This is a genomic window from Streptomyces sp. NPDC002845 (genome assembly GCF_053591955.1).
In genome coordinates this window covers 1-2799 of record NZ_JBSFUU010000199.1, presented here as the reverse complement: position 1 = coordinate 2799, position 2799 = coordinate 1, and the positions used below count along the sequence as shown (strand labels likewise).

General features: G+C 67.5%; 3 protein-coding genes and 1 pseudogene. 2 read left to right on the top strand and 2 right to left on the bottom strand.

Features of this window, described 5'->3' with window-relative positions:
* Positions 1-122: 122 nt before the first annotated feature.
* Positions 123-242, bottom strand: coding sequence for an Lsr2 family DNA-binding protein (locus ACWD3C_RS48255; RefSeq protein ID WP_451155143.1), 120 nt, complete (start codon positions 240-242; stop codon positions 123-125).
* Positions 243-454: 212 nt separating this feature from the next.
* Between ACWD3C_RS48255 and ACWD3C_RS48250 the strand changes: the two are divergent.
* Positions 455-637: pseudogene (locus ACWD3C_RS48250) on the top strand (IS1634 family transposase); the annotation flags it as partial.
* 171 nt (positions 638-808) lie between these two features.
* Complete coding sequence (locus ACWD3C_RS48245) at positions 809-1000, top strand: hypothetical protein (RefSeq protein ID WP_451155141.1); 192 nt, start codon at positions 809-811, stop codon at positions 998-1000.
* Positions 1001-1414: 414 nt separating this feature from the next.
* Here ACWD3C_RS48245 and ACWD3C_RS48240 read toward each other — a convergent pair whose 3' ends face one another.
* On the bottom strand, positions 1415-2155 hold the full coding sequence (locus ACWD3C_RS48240; RefSeq protein WP_451155139.1) for a hypothetical protein: 741 nt from the start codon (positions 2153-2155) through the stop codon (positions 1415-1417).
* Positions 2156-2799: the final 644 nt, after the last annotated feature.

Below are 2799 nucleotides of genomic sequence, written 5' to 3'. Positions count from 1 at the left end.
GACTCGACCGGCACACCACCGATCACCCAGAAGAATCCTCCGCCGCCCCAGCCGCATGATCAACCCCCGAAGGACTTATGACGCAGACCACTAAGGGCCGTGCGGAAGCAGGAAGCAGCGGGTCAGGCAGGGGCAGCCGTGTGGTGCTCTGCGTGAGCGGTGTGCCAGGCGTCCCAGACCTCCTGGCGGAGCTTGCCCCGGGAGGGCACGTTGATTCCCCGGTCGCGGGCCCAGGCTCTCACTTCCGCGACAACTGGTGCCGGGCGCGAGGTCGTCACGGTTGCGGTCTGCCCGACGCCCGCGTTCCGCGTAATTCGGGGGTCCTGGAGTCAGCGGCAGGGTGAAACCGCTGGTCAGGGCCGTGTCGGCTGGAGTAGCAGCCGAAAGTGCCTAGAGACACGATTTCTCTGATTTCCCTGTACTGGCCTGTACTTGTCCCGTATGGTCTGGAGTCGTGTACGTGAGGACGACGAAGCGGGAGAACAAGTCCGGGACGGTCCGGTACCTGCACCTGGCCCACAACGAATGGGACCCGGTCAAGGGCCGGGCGGTGCCGAAGGTCCTGTTCACCTTCGGCCGTGAGGACGAACTCGACCGCGACGCGATCCGGCGGCTGGTCGCGTCGCTGTCGCGCCTGCAGGACCTGCTCGCCAAGCTCGGCATCCCCGCCCCCAGGCAGATCGCCGGCCTTCAGCCCGCACCGCGCTGACCAGCATGAACACCACCGCCTAGAGACACGCCCTCCAGGCGGTCAAACCCATGTCCTCACAGGTCAGACCCAACTTTCGACCCTCTAGGCCGCCGAATTATGCGGAACCCGGGCGACGGGTCGAGACGTCGGCGGCAGTGTGGGCAGCTTCTCCAGCGGCGTCTTCGCCTCGCCGACCGGATCATCGTCCTCGACCAGGGCCGGATCTCGGAGATGGGCACGTACGACGAGCTGATCGAACAGGCCGGAGGCTTCTTCGAGATGCTGAAGTTGCAGGAAGACCGGGACTGATGCAGACCTGGAGGTGGTTGGCATTCCGTCCCCGCTTCGGTGTCCTGCGCCGTCGTGAACGCCGGGATTGGTGCTGTCGCACCCGCAGTGCTCTTCCCGAGCGTCCGCCTCACCATCAGATCGCGGGCGACCCGACTACGGGGGACTGGGCATTCGAAAGCTGAAATGCCTGCATGTACGCGGGCTCGGCCCGGCTCATAAGCATTGTCTCCCCAAAATGCGCTCACAGCCGGGTCCGTGTCCTTAAGTGAGTGGGTGGTGCCGCCGAGCGTGAGCTGCCCGACCACGTCGCAAAGGAGCTCGCCAAGGCCACGGGGATGGACCCGGCCGCGAGGCACCCGGTTCCGTGGGTCTGAGCCTTTGATGTTCAGCTCCGAGGAGAAGGCCCGTCTCATACCCTCTCAGCCGAGACTGTCAGAGAGGGGGATGGCCGGCCCGGAACGCACCACGCGCATGCTGATGACCGAGCGCCCCCGGTTGGTCATCGCCTTCCACGACCACTTCGCCCCCGCCAGCGGAGGCACCTCGGACATGGCCCTGCGGGCCGTGCTCCGGGACGTGCCGGTGTGGCTGGTACCGGGCTGGGACGTCACCGTGGGGACCTGGGTGCGTCTCGGAGTCTTCCCGGCTGATCGGACCCGCAGGGTCGCCGCCGAACTGCGGGCGGCAGACGAGCGACAGAGCCGATGACCGGCCCGAACCAACGTCAGACGCCGAGTGCTCCTCGGGCCCTGCCTCCCACTCCTCACGGTCGGGCTGCGGCAGCGCCTCGATACGGTCGGTCAGCACCGACAGAGCCTCACTCAGGGCTGTGGTGGCGAGGTTCAGGACGTAGACGCCGCCGTCCCGGTAGGGGCGGAACCCCAGGCTGGACCAGGTGCGTTGCAGGGCGCTGACGGCGCGGTCGCGGGCGGCGTCGTCCGCAAGTCCGGTCCGGTCCAGCGGGGACGGGTAGCAGGCGGCCCCGCGGGCACCGGCCCCCAGCCGGGCGATGGCCTTGCCTGCCAGCACCGCTCCGATGCCGAACCCACGCCACGGGCGTGCCAGCTGTGCGGAGTTGAGCAGGAGCATGCCCGATCCGAACGGCTCGGCGTACTCGTCCAGGTCGTCACGAAAGTGCCCGGTGGCCGGGTCCAGGATCGACTCGGCGATCACGCTGGCGCCGCCGCCTTCTTCGTTGCCCTGCGACCCATTGCTCCCGCGCCCCTACCGTCGAGACCGGGCCGGGGCGAGGCTGCGCCGGCCCCAGGGATCGCTTGGGCGGTTCGCCTCCCCGGGGGAGTACGGAGGCGGGAGAATCAGGGTGTCGCAGCGAGGCATGACGGTCCTCTTCAAGGGTTCTGGCCAGGCATTTTGTCGCCGTCCGGCTCGTCATCGGCCGCCCGCGCGGGATGGCCTCCGTAAATGCGACTTCAAGATCACGAATCAGGTGATCTTCGCGAAATTATCGCCCCTCCGCGCCCTTTCACTGCTAGTGAAACACGTTTGGGGTACAAGAGATGACGTGCGCATGTCAGCACCCCGCGCATAACCGGAATTATGCGCGGCTTTAGCGATCGTCGTCGGCCAAGGCGGCGGTGTCCTCGCCAGCGGTTCTTCCCCACCATGAGCAAGGCCACCAGCGCCGCCTTCACCCCCGGGGCCGGAAGGTGCGCGCACATGCGGGCCGTCCGCGGCGCCGGCCTCGGCAATGCCCAGCCTGAACGTAACTGTTTAGGGGTTTCAGCTGGTTGCGGGCAGCATCCATGGCCGTCCGGCGAAGAGGTCGCGTAGGGCGGTGAGGGGGCTGATGCCGTGTT

Excerpts from the sequence above, each read along its gene's own strand:
- ACWD3C_RS48245 (WP_451155141.1), top strand. The coding sequence starts at position 809 with ATGCGGAACCCGGGCGACGGGTCGAGACGTCGGCGGCAGTGTGGGCAG.